Annotated in this window: 17 protein-coding genes; 9 read left to right on the top strand and 8 right to left on the bottom strand. The window is 43.3% G+C overall.

Translation table 11 applies throughout. The features are described 5' to 3' along the window. Positions 1–197: 197 nt before the first annotated feature. The 6 genes from ABD930_RS20515 to ABD930_RS20540 all read left to right on the top strand — a co-directional run bounded on the left by ABD930_RS20515 (position 198) and on the right by ABD930_RS20540 (position 7,847). Positions 198–1,487: an efflux RND transporter permease subunit gene (locus ABD930_RS20515; RefSeq protein ID WP_345234905.1), complete on the top strand. Its 1,290-nt coding sequence runs from the start codon at positions 198–200 to the stop codon at positions 1,485–1,487. Next, positions 1,484–3,415, top strand: coding sequence for an efflux RND transporter permease subunit (locus tag ABD930_RS20520; protein ID WP_345234908.1), 1,932 nt, complete (start codon positions 1,484–1,486; stop codon positions 3,413–3,415). The genes ABD930_RS20515 and ABD930_RS20520 overlap by 4 nt, the downstream gene beginning before the upstream one ends. Then, entirely contained in the window at positions 3,402–4,685 is a 1,284-nt protein-coding gene (locus ABD930_RS20525) for a TolC family protein (RefSeq protein ID WP_345234910.1), read from the top strand. Before ABD930_RS20520 ends, ABD930_RS20525 begins: the two co-directional genes overlap by 14 nt. Continuing rightward, positions 4,663–5,880: an efflux RND transporter periplasmic adaptor subunit gene (locus ABD930_RS20530; protein ID WP_345234912.1), complete on the top strand. Its 1,218-nt coding sequence runs from the start codon at positions 4,663–4,665 to the stop codon at positions 5,878–5,880. The genes ABD930_RS20525 and ABD930_RS20530 overlap by 23 nt, the downstream gene beginning before the upstream one ends. After that, a complete protein-coding gene (locus ABD930_RS20535; RefSeq protein ID WP_345234914.1) occupies positions 5,873–7,069 on the top strand; it encodes an efflux RND transporter periplasmic adaptor subunit in 1,197 nt (398 codons plus the stop codon). The genes ABD930_RS20530 and ABD930_RS20535 overlap by 8 nt, the downstream gene beginning before the upstream one ends. A 223-nt stretch (positions 7,070–7,292) precedes the next feature. After that, on the top strand, positions 7,293–7,847 hold the full coding sequence (locus ABD930_RS20540) for a DUF3347 domain-containing protein (RefSeq protein WP_345234916.1): 555 nt from the start codon (positions 7,293–7,295) through the stop codon (positions 7,845–7,847). A gap of 129 nt (positions 7,848–7,976) precedes the next feature. On the opposite strand, the gene ABD930_RS20545 is transcribed toward ABD930_RS20540, so the two are convergent. Both ABD930_RS20545 and ABD930_RS20550 read right to left on the bottom strand, forming a co-directional pair. Beyond that, positions 7,977–8,804 (bottom strand): glutaminyl-peptide cyclotransferase, encoded by an 828-nt coding sequence (locus ABD930_RS20545; protein ID WP_345234918.1) that lies wholly within the window; start codon positions 8,802–8,804, stop codon positions 7,977–7,979. Positions 8,805–9,216: 412 nt separating this feature from the next. Next, entirely contained in the window at positions 9,217–9,429 is a 213-nt protein-coding gene (locus ABD930_RS20550) for a DUF2683 family protein (protein ID WP_345234920.1), read from the bottom strand. 108 nt (positions 9,430–9,537) lie between these two features. Between ABD930_RS20550 and ABD930_RS20555 the strand changes: the two genes are divergently transcribed. Further along, entirely contained in the window at positions 9,538–10,272 is a 735-nt protein-coding gene (locus tag ABD930_RS20555) for an MBL fold metallo-hydrolase (protein ID WP_345234922.1), read from the top strand. Here the strand turns inward: ABD930_RS20555 and ABD930_RS20560 are convergent. Then, entirely contained in the window at positions 10,250–10,804 is a 555-nt protein-coding gene (locus ABD930_RS20560; RefSeq protein WP_345234924.1) for a DUF1569 domain-containing protein, read from the bottom strand. The genes ABD930_RS20555 and ABD930_RS20560 overlap by 23 nt on opposite strands. A 124-nt stretch (positions 10,805–10,928) precedes the next feature. Here ABD930_RS20560 and thiD point away from each other — a divergent pair, with 124 nt between their 5' ends. Further along, positions 10,929–11,783 carry a bifunctional hydroxymethylpyrimidine kinase/phosphomethylpyrimidine kinase gene (gene thiD / locus ABD930_RS20565; RefSeq protein WP_345234926.1) on the top strand — a complete coding sequence of 285 codons (855 nt, stop codon included), beginning with the start codon at positions 10,929–10,931 and terminating at the stop codon, positions 11,781–11,783. Between the two features lie 111 nt (positions 11,784–11,894). After that, positions 11,895–13,502, top strand: a complete 1,608-nt coding sequence (locus ABD930_RS20570) for a Na+/H+ antiporter (protein ID WP_345234928.1) — start codon at positions 11,895–11,897, stop codon at positions 13,500–13,502. 80 nt (positions 13,503–13,582) lie between these two features. On the opposite strand, the gene ABD930_RS20575 is transcribed toward ABD930_RS20570, so the two are convergent. The 5 genes from ABD930_RS20575 to ABD930_RS20595 are packed head-to-tail and all read right to left on the bottom strand — an operon-like array spanning position 13,583 to position 24,131. Then, positions 13,583–15,418, bottom strand: coding sequence for an FAD-dependent oxidoreductase (locus ABD930_RS20575; RefSeq protein WP_345234930.1), 1,836 nt, complete (start codon positions 15,416–15,418; stop codon positions 13,583–13,585). Continuing rightward, complete coding sequence (locus ABD930_RS20580; RefSeq protein WP_345234932.1) at positions 15,415–16,494, bottom strand: hypothetical protein; 1,080 nt, start codon at positions 16,492–16,494, stop codon at positions 15,415–15,417. The genes ABD930_RS20575 and ABD930_RS20580 overlap by 4 nt, the downstream gene beginning before the upstream one ends. A 49-nt stretch (positions 16,495–16,543) precedes the next feature. Further along, positions 16,544–19,015 carry a hypothetical protein gene (locus tag ABD930_RS20585; RefSeq protein ID WP_345234934.1) on the bottom strand — a complete coding sequence of 824 codons (2,472 nt, stop codon included), beginning with the start codon at positions 19,013–19,015 and terminating at the stop codon, positions 16,544–16,546. 15 nt (positions 19,016–19,030) lie between these two features. Continuing rightward, a complete protein-coding gene (locus ABD930_RS20590; RefSeq protein WP_345234936.1) occupies positions 19,031–20,731 on the bottom strand; it encodes a RagB/SusD family nutrient uptake outer membrane protein in 1,701 nt (566 codons plus the stop codon). Positions 20,732–20,741: 10 nt separating this feature from the next. Beyond that, entirely contained in the window at positions 20,742–24,131 is a 3,390-nt protein-coding gene (locus tag ABD930_RS20595) for a TonB-dependent receptor (protein ID WP_345234938.1), read from the bottom strand. Positions 24,132–24,141: the final 10 nt, after the last annotated feature.

Genomic DNA, 24,141 nt, shown 5'->3' on the forward strand with positions numbered 1-24,141 from the left:
TAACGGAAAGAAATCTCCGAGTCGCTTGTTTATTTATTTAATCGATTCCTTCATAGATTTCTCCGCTCCATTTTATTTCGGTCGAAATAACGAACGTTGTTCCTAAGAACAATAACCAACAATCCGTCAGTGGGCGGATAGGCTCGTAACTGATAACGCATAATCCGCCAGTAGGCGGACAAGCTCGCAAAAACAAAATGGTTCACTACATCATTGATTGGTCTTTACGTAATCGATTTATCGTCTTATTTCTAAGTCTAGGATTATTTATTTGGGGTGTTTTTGCTGTAAAAAAGAATCCCATTGACGCGATTCCAGACCTCTCCGAAAATCAGGTTATTGTGTTTACCGAATGGATGGGGCGTTCACCACAATTGGTAGAAGACCAGCTCACCTACCCTATGGTAACAAACTTACAAGGTTTGCCACGTGTAAAATACGTCCGTGCCAACTCCATGTTCGGCATGAGTTTTATCTATATCATTTTTGAAGACGACGTGGATATCTATTGGGCGCGTGAACGCGTATTAGAACGCCTGAGCACCTTAAATAATACGCTGCCACAGGGAGTTACGCCTACTTTAGGCCCCGATGGCACCGGTGTTGGGCATGTACTCTGGTACACCTTGGCGGCGCCCGATATGGATCTGGGTGAGCAACGGGCCATACAAGATTGGTATGTCAAATTTGCCCTTCAGAACGTTTCGGGGGTAAGCGAAATTGCTTCTTTCGGTGGCTTCCAGAAACAATACCAAGTAACTATCGACCCTAACAAACTTTTATACTACAAGCTTTCGGTTGCCCAGGTAATCCAGGCAATCCGAAGCAACAATAATGAAAGTGGCGGTCGTAAATTCGAGATGAGCGATATTGGTTACATCATCAAAACAAGTGGTTATTTGGCGTCTATGCAAGATATTGAACAGTTGCCTGTTGGCAATCAACAGGGCAATCCCATCACCGTATCCGATATTGGAACGGTGCAAATGACGGGCGAACCGCGATTGGGCATTTTCGATCAGAATGGCGAAGGCGAGCGGGTAGGCGGTATCGTTGTAATGCGTTATGGTGAAAATGCAGCAGCAGTAACCGAAAATGTAAAAGCAAAAATGAAAGAAGTAGCAAAAGGCTTACCGAAAGGCGTAACCTTTGATATCGTTTACGACCGGGGCGAATTGATTAAGGAGTCGGTATCGTCCATCAAACACACGCTTATAGAGGAAATGGTCGTGGTATCGCTCATTGTGATCCTCTTTCTCTTCCATTGGCGCAGCGCACTGAGCATAATTATCCAAATACCAGTAACCATTGCCATCAGCTTTATTCTATTAAACGCCTTTGACATCTCTTCCAATATTATGTCGTTAACCGGGATCGCGTTAGCCATTGGCGTTATTGTAGATAATGGCATTATCATGAGCGAAAATGCCTATAAACACCTTGCTGAAAGGTATCATTCAACACATCAAGCAAGTACAGAAGCATGAAGCGATTAAAAAAATTATTTAAACGGAAAAAAAGCTGGATTTCGGAAGAAGAGCGGATTGAAATAATCGGCAAAAGCAGTAAGCAGGTAAGCCGCGGTGTTTTCTTTGCTACGGTAATTATTATTACCTCCTTTTTACCTGTTTTTATGCTTACCGGGCAGGAAGGTAAGCTCTTCCACCCGCTTGCTTTTACCAAGACCTTCATATTAGTGGTGGATGCCTTATTGGTTATTACCCTAGCGCCTGTATTGATTTCCTTTTTTATGAAAGGACGGTTTAAGTCAGACCAAGCTAATCCGATAAACCGATTCCTGGAAAAAATATATGAGCCCATTATAAAGATCGTGTTAACATGGCGTAAAACAACCATCGCTATCAACATCATTGCGCTACTGCTCACCATTCCTTTGCTGAAAAAATTAGGGACCGAATTCATGCCTCCTTTAGATGAACAAAGCATTCTTTTTATGCCCGTTACGCTACCCGATGTGAGCAACAGTGAGGCCAAACGTATTTTACAGGTACAGGATAAAATTATCAAAAGCGTTCCGGAAGTCGCGCAGGTATTAGGTAAAGCGGGCAGAGCGAGTACCGCAACCGATAATGCCCCCATGAGCATGATCGAAACGATTATTATGCTCAAACCTAAAGACCAGTGGCGGGAAGGCATGACCAAAGAGCAGCTTATTCAAGAATTAGACAAGAAACTGCAAATTCCGGGTGTCGTAAATGGCTGGACGCAACCGATCATCAACCGTATCAATATGCTAGCTACGGGTATCCGTACCGACGTTGGTATTAAAGTTTTTGGCCAGAACCTCGATACCTTGGCCAGCGTTTCAGAAAAAGTACGGGAAACGTTGGAGGGAACACCAGGCATCCAAGATCTCTATGTCGAACCCATCACTGGTGGAAAGTATTTAGCAGTCGACATCAAAAGAGATGCCTTAGCCCGCTATGGTTTAACGGTAGATGAGGTGAACCAAACCGTAGAGTCGGCTATCGGTGGTGCCGCTATCGGACAAACCATAGAAGGACGTAGGCGATTCAGTATCAACGTCCGCCTCGCACAAGACTACCGCAATAGCCTAACGCAATTAGGCAGAGTGCCTTTGCAAAGTGCCTCCTTTGGCGAAGTACCTTTAAACGCTGTAGCCAATCTCCGTTTTGAGGATGGCCCACCGATGATTACCTCAGATAATGCCCTGCTACGGGGTGCCGTTTTATTTAATGTGCGCGATCGGGATTTAGGCACAACAGTGCAGGAAGCGATAGAAAAATTGAACAGTGCTGAAGCGATTCTACCTCCAGGTTATTTTCTGGAATGGAGCGGACAATATGAAAATTTAATCCGCGGACAACAAACCCTATTATGGATTGCGCCCCTAGTCTTCATCATTATCTTCTTCGCGCTCTATTTTGCTTTCCATTCATTAAGAGAAGCATTTTTGAGCTTGGTGACGATTCCTTTCGCCCTTATAGGCGGTGCTTACATGATCTATTTCTGGGGTGTCCATCTTTCTGTAGCGGTAGCAGTAGGCTTTATTGCCTTGTTTGGGGTAGCGGTAGAGACCGGTATTGTCATGGTAATTTATCTCAATGATGCCATGCAGCAACTGGTTAAAGCCAAAGGAAATAGCAGCGAAACTATTAGTAAAGAAGATTTGAGCGCTTATGTTATCCAGGGTGCGGCCAAAAGGTTAAGGCCAAAAATCATGACCGTCTGTGTTTCATTGTTTGGACTTCTACCGGTACTATGGGCTACCGGTGTGGGTACAGATGTGATGCGTCCCATCGTGCTCCCGATGATTGGGGGTGTGCTGACTTCTTCTACACATATTTTACTGGTTACCCCACTAATATTTTTAATGACCAAAGAATACGAATTACGTAAATATGGAAAATTGGAAATTTATGATGCTAAGTAATAAGCGATATCGTTCCTTATATCCGCTTTGCTTACTGCTGTTGTTACTCCTAACAGCTTACAGCAGCCGTGCGCAAGCACCTCAGGCGGCCGTACTCCCCTTGGATACGATTCTTGCACGCATCGATCAACAAAACAGCAAACTAAAAGCTTATGCTTCCAGAAGCCAAAGCTTTACTTACCGCGCAAAAGCGGCAACGAGCTGGATGGCGCCCATGGTAGGGGCAGGTACCTTTATGACGCCTTATCCCGGACAAGCGTTAATGAGTGATGGCGACAAAGGGTCGCTGATGTTTACTGTAGAACAGGAAATTCCAAATCCCAGTAAGCAACAAGCTAATAAACAATATATCCAGTCGCAGGCCGCTACAGAAGATGCAAAGCGCGCCGTTAATCTGAATGAACTCCAAGCCCAAGCTAAAAGTTTATACTATACCTGGGTAATTGCCGCACAACGGATCAGTCTTTTGAAGGAAAACGAAACCTTACTCCAAAGCATGAAACAAATCGAAGCTATCCGCTATGAGTATAATCAGTCGCAACTCAGCAATGTCTTTAAAGCCGAGGCTCAGCTCGAAGAAAACCGCAATATGCGCCAAATGCAGGAAGCAGAAATTGCACGTGCCAGAGCCTGGTTAAACAGCTTGATGAATGTTCCCGGCGATACACCCTTTACTATTGATACTACTGCTACTCCTACATTCAGTCCACAAGCAGCACTTGACACCACATTGCTGGCCGAGCGTAGGAAAGATATTCATCAAATGAATGCCGATATGCAAACCATGCGTTTAGGTATTGAAAGCATGAAGCGCGAACGTAAACCAGATTTTAAAATTCGCTTTGATCATATGAGTCCGCTAGGCAACATGATGCCCAATGCTTATAGCGTTATGGGTATGGTTAGTATTCCTATCGCGCCTTGGAGCAGCAGCATGTACAAGAACGAAACGAAAGCCATGCAACTGGAGCTGGATGCCATGCAACAGGAGCGACAAGGAATGCTATTGGAAAGCCAAGGGATGCTATATGGTATGCAAGAAGAAATCAGCAATATGGAAGAGCAGATAAAAAGAATAAGCGACAAGGTCATTCCTGCCCTACAGCGCGCTATGGAAGCTACCTTTCAGGCTTACCGCGAAAATAAGCAGCAATTACCCGCCGTATTATCCGACTGGGAAGCGCTTAATATGATGAAGAATTCTTTGTTAGATGAAAAGTTAAAGCGCTATCTAATGCTCGTAAACTATGAAAAGGAACTGTATAAATAAGCTCGTTATAGGTTGTTTGTTGCTGTTAGTTACGGCTTGCACACCGAACAGAGACCATACGACAGACCAGAAGGTACATACACATAACACAGTAGATTCAAGTGTTCGCCAGCTCGCACAAGCTACCAATCAACAGGTTGTAGCTCAAGTAGCAACAATACAGGCCAAAAAGGGACTACAGGTATTTCCCGTTCAAGTAACCGGAAAAGTAAACTACGACAGTCGGAACAACACCAGTATAAGTAGTCGCGTAAGCGGTCGACTGGAACGAATATACGTTAAATATAACTATCAGCCAGTTCACAAGGGGCAGCTGCTTCTCGAAATTTATTCGCCCGAACTGGTTAGCGCTCAACGCGAGTTGTTGCTTTTACGTAACACGCAGCAACAAGCCTTAATGCTAGCTGCCATGCAGAAGCTACAATATTTGGGTATGAGCACTCAGCAAGTCCAACAGGTTTTGAAAACGGGTACCGTATTATACCGCATACCTATTTATAGTACAGCGAGTGGTTATATCCTCGAAAAAAGCAAACCGGTTTCAGCTGCACCAGCAGCTAATAGCTCCATCATTACCGGCAATGCTGAAGAGATGGATGCCATGAACGCGTCATCCACCGCATCCATGCAACCCCCACCTCCTACCCGTCTCGAAAGCTCACCCATATTACTACGTGAAGGGCAATATGTAAATACCGGACAAGGGATCTTTACCATCTATACCAACACCGACTTAATAGCCGAATTTGCCTTTCCATCTAAATGGGCCACAAAGGTTTTTGTAGGCAAAAAGATACTTTTTCAAAATATAGACCAGCCCCAAGAAAGCTATCAGGGAGAAATTGGCTTAATTCAGCCGACGTTCAATGCCGGAGAAAATTTCAGTATAGCACGTGTTTATCTTAAAGGAATAAAATTACCCGTGGGTCAACTGCTAAAAGGCACATTAGCCTTCTCCGAAAAAGAAGGGTTCTGGGTACCCAAACAAGCAGTCGTACAACTCGGAAATACCGCTGTTGTCTTTAAGAAAGAGCAGGGTATTTTTAAGGCTGTGCCTATACAAACTGGCATTTCTACCCAAGAGGAGGTACAAGTAATAAGCAATATTGAGCATTGGCAATTAGCGAAGAATGCTGCTTATCTCGTAGATAGTGAAGATTTTGTATTAACAGATAAACGCGTTGGTGATGAATAGAAAACAAGCTATAAAAATCGTATTGGCCTCCGCCGTTGTGCCATCCCTTTGGTTAAGCGCTTGCTCGGGTCGTAAACAATCGAACAAAGCGACTGCCACAAGCACGTACACTTGCCCGATGCATCCGCAAATCGTACAAGACCATAAAGGCTCCTGCCCAATATGCGGAATGGATTTAGTTCCTTTTGATCGGAATAAAAAAGATAAGTTCTTAACCTTAAATGCAGAGCAGCAGGCTTTAGCGCATATTAGCACTGCAGTTATTGGTGCAGGAAATGTAAACAATTATACGAGAACTAACGGTAGATTGCGGGTAAACCCAGAAGAAAGCAATGTCATCAGTAGCCGTAATGCCGGCAGAATTGAACAATTATATGTAAAAGAAACAGGCACCTCCATCCGTAAAGGGCAAGCCTTATTTAAAGGCTATTCCGAGCAGCTGCTCACCTTACAGCAAGAATTATTAATGACCCATAAGCAGGCGGAACAGTTTACCAGCGACACGCGCTTTCAGGATATTTTTGAAGCAGCGAAACAGAAACTGTTGTTATATGGCCAGACTCAGCAGCAGCTTTCTTCCTTACTGCGTAGTGGAAAGGCCTCTCCCTATATCACTTTCTATGCACCTAGCAGCGGAGTAGTATCCGAGCTTTTAATAACCGAAGGCCAGTATGTCGCTGAAGGGGACGCGTTATTACGATTAGAAGGCTACCATAGTATGTGGGTAGAAGCGGACATTTATCCGCGTGAAGCTTCTTTAGTAAAGGAAGGGCAAAAACTCACCGTATTTGCCAATGGCAACACGGAACAGCCACTCCAAATGGAAGTGCAATTTATTTCACCCGCTTATCAGGAAAGCACACAGCTTTTGCAGTTAAGAGGAACTATTGCTAATCCGGACAACAAGCTCCAAGCAGGTATGCCCGCTACGATTCTATTGCCACAGACTTCCTCAATTGAATCGTTAAGCGTTCCCAGCAATGCTATTATCCGGAGTGGGAAAAGCAGTCATGTATGGATCGCATTGGGTAAAGAGAAATTCGAACCCCGTATAGTAGAAACGGGAGCCGAAGCCTTTGATCGAACGGCCATCACCAGTGGGTTAAAGGCTGGAGATAACGTGGTCATAAGCGGAGCTTATTTGCTATACAGCGAATATGTACTCAAGAAAGGAGGAGTTGTTAATTAGTTATGAGTTATGAGTTATAAGTTGCGCGTTACGAGTTATCAGTTGTGCGTATCTAACTAATTTACAATGAACGCATCACTTATAATTCATCGTTCATCACTTATCAAGCTTTTAAGACAATATCTAATATCTAATATCTAATATCTAATATCTAATATCTAATATCTAATATCTAATATCTAATATCTAATATCTAATATCTAATATCTAATATCTAAATAAAATGAAAACAACATTTTTAAACATCGGATCAACTGCATTGGCAGCAGCATTTTTTTTAACATCTTGTCAAAATGCAGACCAATCGTCCAGCGATTCGGCAAAAAAGCAAACAGAAGTTCAGCAGGATGAAACGGCCCAAACAACACCTACAACGAAGCGTGCCGAACTTAATGCCCTCTATCCACATTACCTCCACTTACAGGAGGCATTAGTTGAGGGAGATGTAGCGCAAGCCAAAGAAGCAGCGCTTTTGATAGAAGAAGCCAGCAAACTTTGGGATGGCGGAAAAGGGATACAGACAGCGGCGGGTAATATCCTATCGGCAACTGATTTGCAAAAACAGCGGGAAGCTTTCGCGACGTTAAGTGATGCTCTTGTTGCGCAGATTAAGGCAGAAGGCGTTGCTTCCGGTGAATTCTATTTAGCACATTGTCCTATGGCAGCCAACAATGATGGCGCTAACTGGATCAGTCCGTCGAAGAACATTAGAAATCCTTATTTCGGAGAAAAAATGATGACCTGTGGCAGTATCACAGAAACCATTAAAAAATTGTAGTTCGTTATACGTTGTGCGTTGTGGGCCGTAAGTGCTTACAACGCACAACAAAATAAACAAAAATGTAACTATTACATTTTGCAAAACGTAAAAAACAATTATAATTTGGGTTATACGTACAACTCGTAACTAAAATGTAACCTTAAAGGTGATTGGCCAATTTTTGCCCGTTAGATACAACATTTTCTCTTGCTGATCGTATGCAATGCCATTGAGTACGTCTTCTTCCCCGTGGATGAGCTGGGGTAAATAATGTTCCAGCATACCCTCAAAATGCATTTTTCCCACGACATAACCGGTATTGGGGTCGATCTTATAAATAGCATCCTCATGCCAACGATTGGCGTAAATATAACCGTCGATAAATTCCAGCTCATTGAGTTGGTCTACCGCCCCTTCTGTACTATTAACCGTCAAGGTCTTCACCACACTGAAATCATCCGGTTTTACATAATACAACGTAGACGTGCCATCGCTCACCAACAGGTTCGTACCATCGTTGGTCATTCCCCAACCCTCCTTCGGCCAGGTCAGTCGCTGGATAGGCTGATTTAAGTTCTGCTCATCATAAACCAACACCTGATGTTCTCGATAGGTCAATTGATACATTTTCCCTTGAAAAAAAGTTATCCCCTCCCCGAAAATCTTTGGATCTTTTATGGGGATAAGCTTTTCAGTCGACCCACTTTTCGGATGGTATATTCTAATCGAACTCTTTCCATATTCACCGGTACTTTCGATCAATTTTCCTTCATGAAATTCAAAACCTTCCGTGAATGCATCTTTATCGTGATGGATGGTATCTGCGACATTGAAAATGACGGTAGCCGGAGCCGGAATGGCTGTACTCGTATCACTATTATTATCCTCGCTTGTTGTTTCGTTGTTTTGCTGATTGTTATTACAGGCAACTAAAACCAAAACTGCCCATCCCAGTATACAAATTGTTCGTTTCATTATTAATAGCATCAAAAGTGAAATTTGCCACGGTAAATTCCTTAATCCGGGCGGAAGATAGTTATTTTTGACTAATTACATTGGCTTCGCTTTCCATAAACTATTTCTACTAAGCTTAAGACAGCTTAGTTTCGAAGGGTTCCTGGCGGTTATCCCAAAAATATAATAGGTTTATAGCTTCCTCAGTCACTCTATAGAAAAGGGAACATTGTTTTGCTACGAAGGTAATCCTAACACTGTTATCAATTTCTGAAGCTTTAAACATTAAAGGATTAACGGCAATCAGTTTTACCGTTGCCTCTACCTCTTTTAAGAAATTTCTTTCCAGAACGATGACCGAATTTTGTTGTTATAAATTGATATACAGATTTTAGTGTCTCTTTGGCCGATGGTGTGTAAAGGACATTCAATTTCATTTTGCATTGAGCATATTCTCTATTCCGGTATATTGGATAAGGTTACCATTATTAGCTTGTTTTAAAGATTCTTTTACCCCATCTATAACATATTCAGGATAAAAGAAATCTTCTTTTTTTTCTTCAAAAGGAATCTTCATCGCTTTCAAAAAGGCCTTCACAGCCCTTAGTTGCTCTTTATTTTCTGGGTGAATTAACAATGCATCCATGCACAAACTTAACTAATTTTACCTTTTTTCACAAGTCTTCATTTCTGTCTTCAACCCCCATCGCAATTTAATTACTATCTTTATGTTTTAACTCAATAGCATAGTACCATGAAAACATTTCTTTTTTCCCTTATTGGATGCTGTTTATCCATCGCCTCCTTTGCCCAATCGGTCGATAAAATCGACAATATAAGTGTTCAACCCATTGAACATGCGGCATTTCTGCTTGGCTGGGGAGATCAACATTTTTTATTCGATCCCAGTACGGATCCAGAGAAATTAAAAAACCTGCCTACACCCAATTTAGTGTTTATTACAGACATCCACGGTGATCATTTCAATATTAGCTCGTTGCAACATCTTGATCTTTCCCAAGCTACTTTGATCGTTCCGCAAGTGGTAGCCGACCAGTTGCCTGACAGCCTGAAAGCAAAAGCGCGCATCTTAAAAAACGGAGAGCAAACGAAATTAGCCGGTATCCAGATTGAGGCCATTCCGATGTATAATTTACCCGAATCAGCGGAAGCTTTTCATACCAAGGGCAGAGGTAACGGCTATGTACTGACATTGGGGAATAAACGGGTATATGTCAGCGGCGATACCGAAGACATTCCCGAAATGCGCAACCTGAAAAATATCGCTATCGCATTTATATGTATGAATATGCCTTATACAATGACAGAGAAACAAGCTGCCAAAGCCGTATTAGCGTTCAAGCCAAAAATTGTTTATCCATACCATTACCGGGGACAAAATGGAAAAAGCGATTTAAAGGCATTCCAACAGTTAGTACATGCTGGCGATCCAGCTATAAAGGTTATCATACGGGATTGGTATCACTAGTACTTAATTTGGTATCGCTAGTACGTAATAAAGCCGCATGAATTTTCTTTAATTGGTGTTCGTGACGCGCTAAATGGAATTGTATAAACATAAACCATTCGTATCGGGTCAAAAAATCCAGCGTCGGAAAAGGTGCATCGATACAGACCGCTTTAACATTGTTTGTCTGCACGTTTTCCATTAACATGGACTCCTGCTTTTCCAATTGATCGATTAGTGCTTCTTTAGTAAACGGACCGTTTCCGGGATAAATGAAATCCGGAGATTGCAGTTGCGTATCAAAATCAAGAAAAATAGCCTTTAGATCAGGTACAAAACGATCGATAGCTCGTTCTGCGTCTTTCGTATGCCCGTCAGGTAAACCAGCAGTAGCTTTAATCATATGGTCGGCCACCTGCCCTGCCGTCCAACCCCCATAGGCGGGCTGTTGATTTAGTTGCTTAGCATCAAATAAGCTAAGTGCATGTATGAAATGACCAAATTTTTCTTCCAGGCCACTTAATACGTTTTGTTTATTAAATTGATTTTCCATAACTATTACTTTATAACAAAGATAAATAGGTCTTAAATAGTTATGGATGGTGAAAAACGACAAATATAGCGGTAAAAAAAGCACATTGTATTTCATCATATTTTTAACGAGGTTTGCATAGCTCATGGATGCAGAACAACAATATCACACGGTACTGGCCATTGCTGGCTTTGACGGTAGTGGTGGTGCAGGAATACCTGCCGACATAAAAACCATTTCCGCACTAGGCTGCTATGCAACTTCCGTACTCACAGCCTTACCAGTACAAAACACGCTGGGAGTACAGGCATTACATGCTATTCCTCCAGAGGTGGTGGTTAAACAACTCGATGCCCTGCTAACAGACATTCCACCACAAGCCATCAAGATGGGAATGGTACATACCAAGGCGATCGTTTCGGCCTTGACGAAACGATTAGAAGCCCATACGAAGGTATCCCTAGTGCTCGACCCAGTGATGGTATCCTCCAGTGGCCATCAGCTCATGGAAAAATCGGCCATACAGGCCATGATAACAAAACTATTTCCCTTAACCCATATCCTCACACCTAATCTAGACGAAGCCAGTTTATTGGCCAAGATGCCGATTAAGACCATCGACGATATGCTTCAGGCAGGCCAAAAGATCAAGGATTTAGGCTGCCAATCGGTTCTTCTTAAAGGCGGCCACCTAAAAGGCAATACCTTAACCACTATTTATTTTGCATCCGACGGACAGCAGCATACCTATTCGTTTCCAAAGATAGAAACACCTAATGCCCACGGTACGGGATGTACACTCTCCAGCGCCATAGCGGCTTATCTCGCAAGGGGTGAAAATGAGCTGAGCGCCATCACTAAAGCACAACATTATGTTTATCAAGCGCTTTTGCAAGGCAAAGACGTAGCCATAGGCAAAGGAAAAGGACCTTTAAATCATTTTTTTGACCCGGAGAAAACCATTAAACGAAAAGCAGAAAGCGGAAAGCAAGGTAACTGAATTTATACGTTTTAAGAATGGGGCCTACCGCAGACAGACGTCTTAATACTTGCGTCTTATGTCTTGATACTTGTATCTCATATCTAATAGCTAAATTTGTATTTTTACCTTATGATTCAGGAGAACCTCTTACTCATATTGACCTTATTTTTCGCCATGGCCATGCTGTACCTCGTCAGTCAGCGTTTAAAAATTTCTTACCCTATTTTACTGGTTATTGGAGGCTTGGGTATCAGTTTTATTGGCCAAATGCCTGATAATATCAAGGTTGATCCAGATATGGTATTCCTAATCTTTCTACCGCCCCTCCTCTTCGAGGCAGCATGGTACACTTCGTGGAATGATTTCTGGAGATGGCGGAGGTCAATCCTTTATTTAGGGTTCGGATTAGTATTATTCACCTCCTTAGCTATTGCTTATGCTACCGTATACCTCATTCCGGGTTTCACCCTAGCCTTAGGTTTTCTATTAGGAGGGATTATCTCTCCTCCGGATGCTGTTGCCGCAACATCTGTTCTCAAAGGTATAAGTATGCCTAAACGAGGCTTGGCCATATTAGAAGGAGAAAGTTTGGTAAACGATGCCGCATCACTTACGGTTTTTCGCTTTGCCTTAGCCGCTATCATAACGGGGCAATTTGTATTACAGGAAGCAGCGACAGAATTTATAATTTTATCGGTCATGGGTGTAGTCGTTGGACTCGTTATCGGACACCTTCTTTATTTCGTACTGCGTTACCTGGCCAAGTCGTCTAACATCACCACACCTATTACCTTAATTGCACCTTATCTCATGTATATTGTAGCCGAGCATTTTGAATGGTCAGGAGTACTCGCTGTGGTTAGTGGTGGATTATTTTTATCCTTTCGTTCCCGGGATTTTTTAAATTACCATACACGCCTCCAAACGAAAGAAGTATGGGCTACCATCGGCTTTCTGTTAAATGGTTTTGTCTTTATTCTGATTGGGTTAGAGTTGCCTGTTATAATGGAAGGCTTGGAAGGATATTCCAAGGAAGAAGCTATTCGCTATGCACTTTACATTAGTGGTATCGTTATTGTTTTACGCATTATTTTGGTCTATCTTTCGGCCTTTATACCACGTTGGCTAAGTAAGCGTATCCGCGCCAAAGAAAAAAGTCCGGGACTGAAATTGCCTTTTATCATTGGCTGGGCGGGTATGCGCGGTGTCGTTTCCCTGGCCTCTGCACTGGCCATTCCTTTAACACTGGAAAACGGAGAAGCTTTTCCACATCGAAATCTGATTCTATTCATTACCTTCATTGTTATTCTCGTTACCCTGGTTTTTCAAGGGCTTACCCTCCCCCTTTTTCTGAAAGTATTAAAAGTTGATGAAATAGATGAATATGTACCCGAGCGTGATCAGGTGGAGGCTATTCGACTTCAGCTGGCAAAGGAAAGCATTCACTATTTAGACAAAAAATATGAGCGCGAAATGGCAGAATACCCAACCATCGGACGGATTAAAGAGCAATTGCAACGCAGTATTGAAGCCACAGAAAGTACTTCTAATGAACAAGAGAAAAAAGACCAACTCTTTTCCGTGCGTATGCTTTATCGGCGTGTGATGTTGGAATTGGTGGCATTACGCAGAGCGGGGCTGGAACGTTTCCGTAGGGAAAAGAAATTCGATGACCATGTTATCCGCGAAATGGAGCATAATTTAGATTTAGAAGAAGCACGGCTGAACAAGCAGTAATAGGCTGTAAGCTGTAGGCTATAAGCTAAATGCCTAGAGCCTATTGCCTAGAGCCTATTGCCTACAGCTTATTAACCCTCCTATTGCTGCATATACTTCGGTTGTACCGATACCCCTCCTTCTTCACCTTTAATCATGCCCATAAATTCCGGCAAATGTTTCTGGTATACACCGCGCGGACTGGTTTGATATTTCTTTGCCACAAAGGCAGCCATTCCAACCACTTCGCCCATCATTCCGCAGGTACGCATAACCCGTGTGCTGCCAAAGGCAACATGCGTCGTACTGATATCTCTTCCGGCCATAAATAAGTTATGGATATTGCGTGAATAGAGACACCGATAGGGAATCGTATAGGGTGCCACACGAACATGTTTCGTGCCGGCAAAAAACTCCTCATCAGGAAAATAAAGACTATTTTTCTTATCCGGAAAATGAAGATCTATTGTCCAGGTTGCTGTAACCGTTGCATCAGGATAGACTTTACCCTCCTGAACATCCATTTGTGTTAATATATGATCGCCCATCAAGCGTCTTGATTCCCGTTTTCCACCGATATAAGCTACCCAAGCCAACGCTCTTTTTGCATATTTCTCTGGTTTATGGTGCTTAAGGTAGGACCAATTGCCATATATCGCCCGTAAATTATGATCGCGTATCTGTTCCGCTTCAGTAATGGTATTGAAGTTGCCAAAACCCGTTTCCCACTGCCAATCAGACTTCTCTTCGTCAATATGGTATTCATCCGAGAAAGGAAGTGCCCAAGGTGTCTCCGGAAAGGTCGTTGCACTATCCACCGGTAAGGAGGCCCATAAGTTCGATGTCCCTAAGGTAAAATCATCCGCCTTATCGGGAGCGAAAGATTCGCCTGTTTCCTGCTTGCTTTCCCGCCCCATACGGAAATCAGCGCCAGCCAAAAAGCCCAATGTCCCGTCGCCCGTACAATCGGCAAAATAGGTACCGGTAAAGCGCTTCTCCTGATTGGTCTCGATATCCCGCCCGATAACAGCCTTAATCGTATTATTTTCAGCTTCCGCCTCAAAGACATGGGTATTTATAAAAAGAGAAATATTCTTCTCATCCTTGATGATGGCAAATTTTCGGGCATCACCATATTCTTTAGCATCCGGATTCCCGTTTCCAGGATCACCATTATCCAGCTCCCGCACAATTCTACCTAATTTCGGATAATAGCTTTTATCGAGATCGCCCATCAAGTGCACGCGTATTTCTGAGCTATTATTGCCCCCTAACAGCGGTCGGTCTTGTATTAAGGCTACTTTCATTCCTAGTCGCGCAGCGGATATGGCGGCACAGGTTCCCGCCACGCCACCACCAACAACTACCAAATCGTAGTTTCCCATTTCCTTTCTGTTGGTACGCAAGCCAAGCAGCTCATTGCGCAGCTTATCTAATGCTGTGAGCTCATTTGGCGGTTCTATTTTAGGTGTAGCATCGAATAGAATGGCGTCTACACGACCGTTAAACCCTGTTAAATCTTGCAATACGAGTTCCACCGAATCTTTATCTACCCTCACTTCACCACCGCTGTACCATTTCCAAGCGCTATCGCCACTTTCGCCAAAAGTTGGCGCTAATGGCTTTCCATCAACCTGTACTTTAAATTTGCCTGGACCAACTGGAAATGGTGCCCAATCTTTGGTTCGTATCCACACTTGGTATGTTCCTTTTTTAGGAAACCGCACATACGTCTTGGCATCTTTTACCGGCCTACCCATACCATGGGCCATGAGGTAAGAAGAGTGTAATACGGGAAAAGACTGCTGATCGATCACCCATCCTCCCTTTTGCTGGAAAGATTCTGCCTCTACCAGAACCCGATCTTGCCCTAAAAGCCTGGTAAAGCAACAGAGCATCATCAAAAAGAATGTACTTGTTTTAAGCTGTTTGTTCATAACTGGTTTTGTTGTTTTCGGTAAGCATTTAATTGTTTCTTAGCCGTATCTGTTAATTGATTTTTTCCATTCATGGCCTGATAAACTACTTGAGCCTTCTGTTGATCGGTCGATTTTAAATAGGCCATTAGTTTTTCCTGTATTGGTGGCGACAGATTTTCCTGATGTGCTAAAAGGCTCACCCCTTGTTTAAATAGCGCTTGATTTAACTTGGGTAAATAATTGGCAATCTCCTCGACAAGCCGCGTATCCAGCGTCAGTCCAGTCATTCGCCGCAACAAAACGACCTGTTGGCTATAAGCTGATCGGGTAAATATCACCCAAAGCTTTTCTTGCTCCGATCCCGCCGTAAAATAGCGAAGATTAATTTCTTGTGCTACTCGACGAGCGGCAAATATGTGGTTGCTTTCCAGCACTGCCAACACATCCGGCAAAAAGCCTTTCTGCACCATACCCTGCTTATCCATAACCTCATCTAAGGCGAAATGCACATAATGGAAGTTAGTACTTTTCAAGAAGCGATGGAGCATTTGCTCATCCAGTTTCGTCTGCATAACCTGATGTATTTCGTCTACCACCTGACCATGAACTAAATGCCATAACGTATAGCAGGTATATAAAGCCCCCTCAATCACTTCCCCTTTCACCGTATTCTTCGTTGCGCCCGTAACCGCATCCACCGAATCGGAAAGCCTTTGGGTGGTTGAGTCCATCAACTCTTCCATCTTAAGCTGCTTTAGTAAGGACTCATCATTTGCGAGGATTTGTTGCAGTTTTTCATAGTCTGCTGGTGTAAACTCCTGATGATCCAACTTGGTTAAAGGTTCATCAAGAGGCACTTCGTATTGGATATAATTTCCCAACAGATCCCAAAAGAGCTTAATACGAACCGGTTTGCAAACATTATCCAAGCAAACCGGCGTAAAAATATCCTGAAAAAAAACCGAAGGAAAACCACTGCTATCGTATTGCAGTACCAGCTTATCCGTACCATCTGCTCCAGTACCGGCAATAGTAAACGTCTCCTCCCGTTGCTGGGCACTGAGGTGGGCAACAGAAATCCCGATGAGGATCATTATTACATATAAACGCTTACCAATCATTGCCTAAGTATAATAAAAAAAGCTAAGAGTAAGAAAGCCATGCTGTCGCTGTACAATCCGTGTCTGTTTTAAAACGAATCCACCTCGCTTGAAAAGAAGCTGGAAAATCAAACTCAAAAGTTTCACCTTTTTGAACGTCAACCGACTTGTATTTCATCCAATTTCCTTCCCCTCCCGGGTCAACTTCAATCGTTACAGTTACTTTTGCTGCCGCTTGATGCGACAAAGTTAATTTTCGTTTATCATAAAAACCGATTAAGTAAGGGTCTGAAGGAACATTGCGGTGGACTAGTGTATTCATCCACGGGCCACCCTCCCCTTTTGGTTTCCCCATTTTCCACAAATCATCAATCGCACCCAACCACACGGCGGCCTTGTTATCTGCAGATACCACAATATGCTCGTTTTTATTCTTCGCTAATACCTTCGGGTCGATACCGGTCATCACCAGCATACCACGATACGAAGCATAATCATTGATTTTAAAGGGATGAGAACTTACCGGTCTAATCTTCGCAAAACCATCCGCATTCTCGGCAGGTAACTCATAAAAGGTACCTTGACAATTGAATAAATCTCTTTCGGTTGCTACCTCCCTACAGACACGTAAAGCTCCCTTATTATTTAGTGCGGTTAAGGAGCTATCCCCTAAGGGCAACCTCCAGCGTCTTCCTTTATCATCTGTTATCAATACTGACGAAGCGTCTGTCGATAACACATTTTTTGGAATGGCAAAGCGCTTGGCGATAAAAGTTGCCGTAGAATCATCCGTTTTGGGTATCAACTGCAATTGTTCATTAAGCTCATAATAAGCGCTTGTCGCTGCTGCCTGACCATCCTCATAAGACTGTGCCAAAACACCTAGCGCCTTTCGATCATTCCCTAGGCCATAGAGCAGTCCACCGTTAAAGCTTGATGCTTGTGCAAGTCCCCGAAAAATGGCATCAGGTTCTCCCTTCCGTTCATCGTGCTGTCCATAGGTAAAATGAACACTAGCTAGTGTTTGCTGAGTCGTTTTAACCCGAATCCATTCCCCGCTTTCTTGTTGATCAAAGGAAAGATTCACCGTCTCTCCGGGCGAAACCGGTATGGTTTTGAAGCTTGTCCACTGCCCATCACCCTGCCTATCGATCTCAAGGGAGAACGTAGTTGGTGTCTTCCCTTCGTTAGTTAACCAGCAGGAACGTAGTGGCCATCCGGCAAACAGAAAAGGGTCAGAAGTCTGTCCCGCTTGCACCGTGTCATGTTGCCAAACGGCTCCATCGGCAGTTGCTGGCCCTAACTTATCGGGTTGATCTATGGAAGTAAACCAGAGGTTTGAATTCGATTGCCCGGGGCCTTCAATAGATCCTTTTTGTTTACGTTTGTTCAAAAATTCCTTCTGTGCCGAATCATCACAACCAAAAACCAAGCGATCATTCCAACGGGCAAAATCGCCGATAACCTTAAGATAGGCAGAACGGGGGCGTATACCCGCTGTATGCCCACTAGTAAATCCTTTTGGGAAATGCCAGAACATGCCGTGCATCGTCATGAGGTAATCAGGTTGTGCTTCCGTACCCACATTCCGTATTCTAGGCCATTCGGTATTCCAACCATGCGCTCCGTCATAACTATGACTCGCTTTTGGCAATCGGAAAAAAGACCATTTACCAGCCGACCGAACGCCCAATAGCAACGATTTATGATCCCACCCGTTGGTCCATATCGGATCTGACTCCGGATGTTCATTACCATAGATGCCGCCCGGACCGGTAACTTCCGTAAACTGGTTTCTACGAACCAGCTTCCAATTTTTACCGTCCCACTCCGATAAAGCCCCTGCTTTTACATCAAATTTAGTCAGGGCTTCCTTCGTTGCTTCACCATTGTTGGAATAGACCAATACACCCTGCCCGGAATAGAGTCCCTTCCCATGTGCTCCCGGTAGTAAAGATGCTTCCTGAACCATCTCTCCGGGTTTTCTCGTGACATTACCATCTACGTACAAGGTTTTTACATCCAAGGAATCAACCCCTACCTCATAAAAACCTTCTTCCATCGTACCATAGTAAATTTTATGTGCTGGATCGGTCAAATGTCGCGCATTGCCCGTCATACGGCCGGGCATGGTTTTGTACGGGATTACCCGTACGTTCCTTGTCGAATCAATCACATAAGGACCAATAAACAACTGCTGACTTTCTCGATGTATCATTCGGTTGGCAGGTGTCCCTCCAATGCTTTCGGTTCGGATAGTCCGTTCCAGATCGTTTGTAATTTCGTATAATTTGTCTGACGACCCAAAGGGCAAGTGCGGGCCATAGGTAATCACCCATAGGCGATCCTGCCAAGGTACCACAGCGCCTGTACCGCATTCCCCTTCCTTATTATACATGGCCAAATGTGGATAGATGCCACTAATTTGTTTAGGCTCCTTAAGCTCCTGTACTGCACATGCACTTGCCTGTAAACAAAGGGCTATTAAACTGATTTTCTTAAATCGTTGCATCATCAAAATTTATTTCGCTTAATAATTCGGGTTTTGTTTCAAATTACTGTTCGTCAAGATTTCCGTAGTAGGAATTGGCCACAAGTACTGTCGTGAAGCATCAAATTTACGTATCGTTATTTGTTTAATCAATCCGGCGCTAGCCATGATAGAGAAATCCGCTACACCATCTTCATCGATAGTTGGCGCTTGCGGAAAAAACCATAGCTTGGGTTCAATCACTTTTTTACGTAAATCGGCTACATCCAATAAACCATAATTCGGTTTGTTCAGCACCTTTTCAGCGAGGTTCCAACGGATAATATCCATATAACGAATGCCTTCTAACGCAAATTCCATCCGGCGTTCTGTCCGTACAATCCGGCGCATATCGCTTTGCGAACCGAGTTGTACCGCTGGATAAGCCGCTACATTAGCTGGTTCCACCCCATAGGCCCGTGCACGAACTTGATTGATGGCATCGGTTACCGACTCATCTAATGCTCCTAATTCAATCTTGGCTTCTGCGTACATTAACAACACATCTGCATAACGAATGATAATCTGGTCGGGCTCTATTTTCCAGGAATTTTTCAGCCAATCATCGTCAACTCCCTTTTTCCATAATAAGCCATTATACGATGCATATTGTGCTACAGAACGCGTATCATTATTGTTAACCTTCTTACCGGTATTGACATTCAACACCTGTAAACTATCTGGATGGGGTTGGTACATAAAGCCCAAAAGTGGTGTCTGAAACTCCACAATAGTCTTTGTACACCGTGGATCACGGTTTTCAAACGGTTTATGCGGATTAAACAACGGTGATTTATCGATTGGCAAGCCATCGGTACATAAAAAAGCACAAAACAAATCCCAAGAGGGAACCTTGGCGGCCCATCCACCGGCATTCCGGGACACATAGTTCTGACAATCGCCTTTTGTAACATTAAGTTCGATGGAGCGGGGAAATCCAAAAATAGTTTCTACAGAATTTTTTGTTTTAGACAGGAAAAGGCCAGCAAAATCCGAATGTAATTTATAGATACCCAAATCCATACAAGCCTTTGCGGCTTCCTTCGCCACTTCCCAATCGCTCATTTGAAGAGCAATGCGTGCCTTCATGGCTAAAGCCGCACCTGCCGTCGCACGTTTAAGCTCATTAGCGCTGTATTCGGTTTTCAGATTTGCGGCAGCGAAATCATAATCCGCATAGATTTTCTGCAGCACCATTTCCGGATCCGCCTGTTCGGCCGTTAAGGCTTCATCAATTTCCACCATGGTTTCGGTATAGACAATATTACGGTAACGCGCTAATAATAGCGCATACTGGGAAGCACGTACAAAACGTGCCTCAGCCACATAACGGTCGCGCTGCTCCTGTGACAGTACATCTGCCGCACGATCTACGCTGGCGATCACGTCATTAGCCCGTGCAATACACTTATAGGCATTTTTCCACCAGTCGCCTACCCAGCCCGACTGTCCATTAACGGTAGCATTAGTCACTGGTGTTAAGTCTTCGCGGTACATCCAGTCGTCTGTCCAATCATCCTGATCTACTGGCCAAAAGACCGCCTTATATAGACCGTTTAGGGACATATCAATCTCTTCTGGCACCGAATTCCACGTTTCACTTGATCCTTTAGACAAGGGGTTCATATCTAATTTACCACAGGAGCCTAGAAGTAGAAGGACCATCACAAACCAAGCATATCTTTTTATAGAGTTTCTCATAGCTATTTCATTAAAAGTTTAGGGAAGCACCGATTAAAAACGTTCTAGTAATGGGATAACCGAAGGTATTCATTTCCGGATCCCACCCTTTTGGAAAGTGATGGAAAGCAAAGACATCATTCACTGTTCCATAAAGCCGGAGTCCTTTTAGATGTACTTTTTCCATCCACTGTTGTGGAAAGGAATAGCCTACGGTTATATTTTTTAATCGGAAATAGCCTCCATTAATCAGCCAGTAGTCGGATACGGCATAATTATTTCCCGCAGAAGTATTGGAATAGCGTGGGTACTTCGCTTGCAGATTTTGCTCATCGCTCTGGTATTTGCTCCAGCTGTTCCCATCTAATATAGCCGGAAAATTACCCCAGTTTTCACGTAACGGTTGTACGATATCTGGGTGTAGGCGACTGTTTTGCTTTGCTACCCCTTGGATAACAAAGGATAGATCCCAACTTTTATAACCTAGGTTGAAATTGCCTCCGAACATATATCGGGGTAATGAACCGCCCAGCAAAACCCGATCATATTCCGGAGATATTTTACCATCGGGCACACCGTCTGGCCCACTAACATCTTTGTAACGGATATCGCCCGGCCTTACGTTGGCGTTTAGCGTGGCTGAATTATCCACTTCTGCTTGTGTTTGGTATAAACCATCCGATAGGTAGCCATACCATTCATTATATTCGCTGCCCTGGATTTTGATTTGATTGCCAAGAAATTCCGTTCCGCCAAGGTCACCCATCCGCGAAATAAAGTCGGATATATTAAAGGAAGCACTATAACGAAAATCACCCAATCGGTCGTTCCAACCAATTTGCGCTTCCCAACCTTTAGTAAACATCTTCCCAGTATTTTGGTCAGGATTATCAAAGCCTACATAATCGGGGATTTCTAATTTTAATAGCATATCCTTCGTTGTTTTCTTATAATAATCGCCCACAAAAGTTAACCGGTTATCAAAGAAATTAACATCAAGTCCAATATCAAAAGAAGAAGTTGTTTCCCAGGAAATATCACGAATGACATACTGCCACTGGGCGGCCGACTGTGCGGATACCACCTGATTCCCTTGATAGAATAGGGACGCATTCTCAAAATTTAGCAGCGCTTGATAAGGATAATTACCGATGCGTTCATTGCCCAACGTTCCGTAAGATGCTCGTACTTTTAGAAAGGACAAAGGTTTCCATTTATCTTTTAAAAAGTTTTCATTCGATAATACCCAACCGGCCGAAACAGAAGGGAAAGATCCCCATCGATACCCAGGTGCAAAGCGGGAAGAACCATCATAACGAATATTGGCTTGCAACAAGTATTTATCCTGGTAATTATACATAACGCGTCCGAACCAAGAACGGTAAGCATTTTCATAGGCATCCCCACTATTATCGCGAAGGTCCAAGGGTCCAATATCCAAATAAGGATAATTAGATAACAAGTATTGGCCACGCGAAGCACCCAGGTTTTCATTAAAGGCATAGAAGTATTCGTAGCCAGCTAAGGCGTTGATGTTATGATCGCCAAACTGCCTGGTATAATTCGCCAGGAACTGTACCGTATAGCGATGGCTATCATTTCTAGATTCACTCAATTTCGTTTCATTATATCCATTAATATATCCCGCTATCCGATCCGGTTCGTTAAAACGAGTATACGGAATTTTCTTTCTAAAGCTTTTTCTTTTATCAAAATTGAGAAAAGGGGAAAACACACCCGATAAGGTTAGCCCGGATATAGGTGTAAAATCTACATTAATTTTACCACCAACTTGGTTATACCAAGTATGGTTAAAGCCTCCATCATGCATGATCGCATAAATATTGTCGCCATCCTTTCCAGCACCAAGTCGACCGTCCGACCACATGGCTGCATAAATAGGTGGTGTGATACCCACTCTATAAAATGGTTCATCTAATGTTTGTTTAATGATAGTACGCCGGTAATTCAAATCAACACTTGCCTTTAAATATTTGCTGATGGTAAAATCATTGTTGATTCGCGAGGTAATTCGATCATAACTCCTTTCATCATAAAAAGCATCATTTTTGTCATAGACGATGGACGCGCGAGTTTTGACAAACTTATTGGCGCCATAAATACCCAACACGTGGCTTTGGCGTGGTGCATAATCGTTTAGTATTAAATCACGCCAATCAGTCGCCGGATAGGTATCCGGGTCTTCCCGGTTCAACTGCCAGTAGTTGTCAACGACATCCTTGGTATAAATGGGATATTCCTGATCATTATTGCCATTATCATTCCAACGCAGCTCATTACTCAGCTGCATATAACGAATGGCATCCACATATTCCGGGTATTGCGTAGCCTTTTCCCAACCGTATTCGACCGAATAATCCAAGCCCACTTGCCCATCTTTAGCTCTTTTTGTCGTTATTAAGACAACTCCCGAGGCCGCACGGGAGCCATAAATAGAGGCTGATGCGGCATCTTTAAGTACCGAGATATTCTCAATATCATTTGGATTTACGGTATTGATATCATCGATTGGTACACCATCCAGAATATAGAGTGGATTGAGGCCTCCGTCCGTAATGGTCGTAATTCCCCGTACCCGTATTGTAGCAGAAGAGCCCGGTGCATTGCCGCTACGTGTAACCATAACTCCTGGCACTGCCCCTTGTAGTGCTTGGGAAACTTGTGTGGTCTTACGTGCCGAGACCAAATCACCTGACACACTTGCAATAGCGCCTGTTAAATCTTTTTTCGCTACGGTGCCATAACCCACGACTACCACTTCATCCAATACCGCTTCCTGACTTTCCAACACAACACTTATGGGCTGTTGGAGATTCAGTGTTTCCAATACAATTTCCTTTTTAATAAACCCCACCGAGCTGACTACCAATATTTCGTTTTTTAAAACCCTTAAAGAAAACGTTCCATTGGCATTCGTTTTCACACCATTAGCCGGGTGCTCCCTTACATAAATCGAAGCATTAGGTATAGGATTTCCTTGTTGATCGGTTACTTTACCTGAAAGATTTATTTCTTGTTGTAGATTTGATTTAGGCAACTCTTTTTTCCGTTCAATAAGTACCGTTGCCTTATCCATGGTATAGGTCAGCGGCTGTGTTGCTAAACACTGATCCAGTATTTCTCTTAAGGGTCGATTATGTATATGAATAGTTACCGGGGTAGCACTATTCAAATCATCTGTCGCATACAAGAAATCATATCCTGTTTGTTTTTTCAATATTCTAAAGACACTTTTTAAAGATAGATTTTCTACGGAAAGGCTGGCATTCTGTGCACGAACGGCAGCTTCGACCTGAAAGTAAAAGATCATCGTCAGAAAAACGGTGTATTTCATAACCCATAAAGGTTTTGACAGATAAGAAAATCCCCTATCCGCTTTAGCAGTATATTTTTTGTACATTCGTATAGGT

Source organism: Olivibacter ginsenosidimutans (assembly GCF_039542865.1).
Lineage (GTDB): Bacteria > Bacteroidota > Bacteroidia > Sphingobacteriales > Sphingobacteriaceae > Olivibacter > Olivibacter ginsenosidimutans.

What these genes read in the sequence shown, in the direction of transcription:
- ABD930_RS20545 (WP_345234918.1), bottom strand. Translation starts at nt 8,804, where the DNA reads ATGAAACGAACAATTTGTATACTGGGATGGGCAGTTTTGGTTTTAGTT.
- ABD930_RS20535 (WP_345234914.1), top strand. Translation starts at nt 5,873, where the DNA reads ATGAATAGAAAACAAGCTATAAAAATCGTATTGGCCTCCGCCGTTGTG.
- ABD930_RS20550 (WP_345234920.1), bottom strand. Translation starts at nt 9,429, where the DNA reads ATGGATGCATTGTTAATTCACCCAGAAAATAAAGAGCAACTAAGGGCT.
- ABD930_RS20595 (WP_345234938.1), bottom strand. Translation starts at nt 24,131, where the DNA reads ATGTACAAAAAATATACTGCTAAAGCGGATAGGGGATTTTCTTATCTG.
- thiD (WP_345234926.1), top strand. Translation starts at nt 10,929, where the DNA reads ATGGATGCAGAACAACAATATCACACGGTACTGGCCATTGCTGGCTTT.
- ABD930_RS20555 (WP_345234922.1), top strand. Translation starts at nt 9,538, where the DNA reads ATGAAAACATTTCTTTTTTCCCTTATTGGATGCTGTTTATCCATCGCC.
- ABD930_RS20540 (WP_345234916.1), top strand. Translation starts at nt 7,293, where the DNA reads ATGAAAACAACATTTTTAAACATCGGATCAACTGCATTGGCAGCAGCA.
- ABD930_RS20590 (WP_345234936.1), bottom strand. Translation starts at nt 20,731, where the DNA reads ATGAGAAACTCTATAAAAAGATATGCTTGGTTTGTGATGGTCCTTCTA.
- ABD930_RS20525 (WP_345234910.1), top strand. Translation starts at nt 3,402, where the DNA reads ATGATGCTAAGTAATAAGCGATATCGTTCCTTATATCCGCTTTGCTTA.
- ABD930_RS20585 (WP_345234934.1), bottom strand. Translation starts at nt 19,015, where the DNA reads ATGATGCAACGATTTAAGAAAATCAGTTTAATAGCCCTTTGTTTACAG.
- ABD930_RS20530 (WP_345234912.1), top strand. Translation starts at nt 4,663, where the DNA reads ATGAAAAGGAACTGTATAAATAAGCTCGTTATAGGTTGTTTGTTGCTG.
- ABD930_RS20575 (WP_345234930.1), bottom strand. Translation starts at nt 15,418, where the DNA reads ATGAACAAACAGCTTAAAACAAGTACATTCTTTTTGATGATGCTCTGT.
- ABD930_RS20520 (WP_345234908.1), top strand. Translation starts at nt 1,484, where the DNA reads ATGAAGCGATTAAAAAAATTATTTAAACGGAAAAAAAGCTGGATTTCG.
- ABD930_RS20580 (WP_345234932.1), bottom strand. Translation starts at nt 16,494, where the DNA reads ATGATCCTCATCGGGATTTCTGTTGCCCACCTCAGTGCCCAGCAACGG.
- ABD930_RS20515 (WP_345234905.1), top strand. Translation starts at nt 198, where the DNA reads ATGGTTCACTACATCATTGATTGGTCTTTACGTAATCGATTTATCGTC.
- ABD930_RS20560 (WP_345234924.1), bottom strand. Translation starts at nt 10,804, where the DNA reads ATGGAAAATCAATTTAATAAACAAAACGTATTAAGTGGCCTGGAAGAA.
- ABD930_RS20570 (WP_345234928.1), top strand. Translation starts at nt 11,895, where the DNA reads ATGATTCAGGAGAACCTCTTACTCATATTGACCTTATTTTTCGCCATG.